General features: G+C 45.4%; 1 protein-coding gene. It reads left to right on the top strand.

The window, feature by feature from the left end; all coding sequences use genetic code 11:
- On the top strand, window positions 1-1,030 hold a 1,030-nt coding region (locus NXH67_RS13690), incomplete at both ends, for an InlB B-repeat-containing protein (protein ID WP_272797733.1).

Here is a 1,030-nt window from a genome sequence, read left to right as displayed (position 1 = left end):
TGACTATGATGAGAGTCTTACCTACACAGTAACCTATAAGTCAGAGGATGAGGCTAAGGGAACAGTATCTCCTCCAGAGCAGGTTGATCAGGTTCTTAAGACCGACAAGATCACCGGTTCCAAAGCAACACCTGAGCCCGGATATGTATTTGAAGGCTGGTATGTTGGCGAAGATAAGGTAGCTGATACAGAAGTACTTGATAAGGATACTGCAATAGGCCAGCTTACCAAGGATGACAGAGGATTCTATCAGGACATCACCTTTACAGCCAAGTTTAAACCTGATGAGTCACTGAATTACATAGTGACCTACCAGTCAGAGAATGAGTCCAGGGGAAAAGTATCAGTGACGACCCAGACTGATCAGGTACTTTCAAATGTCAAGATCACCGGTTCAGAAGCAACAGAGGAGGCCGGATATAAGTTTATTGGCTGGTACAAGGTTGAAGATGGGCAGGATGCTATAGAGGTTAGTACAGAAAAAGTGCTTACCAATGCCGCTCTTAAGGGATACCTCAATACAGATGCCGACGGACTTTATACAAACACCACCTTTGAAGCCCGCTTTGATATTGATGGCGGCAAGACCTATAAGGTTTTCTACAAATCAAAGGGCAACGGAATCGTAGATCCTGAAGACGAGGGACCTTTCCAGGTACTTACAAGCGATGGTATAGAGGGTTCAAAGGCAGAGCCTGCAGCCGGATACAAGTTCAAGGCATGGTATAAGACAGTCGGAGATATCGACACACCTATTACCGGCGCAGAGGCAGTTCTTTCAGCAGCTCTTGTAAAGGAATATCTTGAGAAGGACGGAACAATCTTTGCTGATACCACATATACAGCAGAGTTTGAAGCAGATCCCAATCAGAAATATAACGTAACATACGAATCAAACGATACAACAATGGGAACCGTTACCAATGACGCGGATGAAGGACTTCAGGTACTTTCAACCGAGGGAGTAACAGGATCCAAGGCAGAAGCAAAGCCCGGATACAGATTTGTAGGCTGGATCAGGGATGGAGAC

Source organism: Butyrivibrio sp. DSM 10294, from assembly GCF_028539135.1.
GTDB lineage: Bacteria > Bacillota > Clostridia > Lachnospirales > Lachnospiraceae > Butyrivibrio.
The sequence above is the reverse complement of the archived record's forward strand: the minus strand, read 5'-3'. Positions and strand labels throughout refer to the sequence as shown.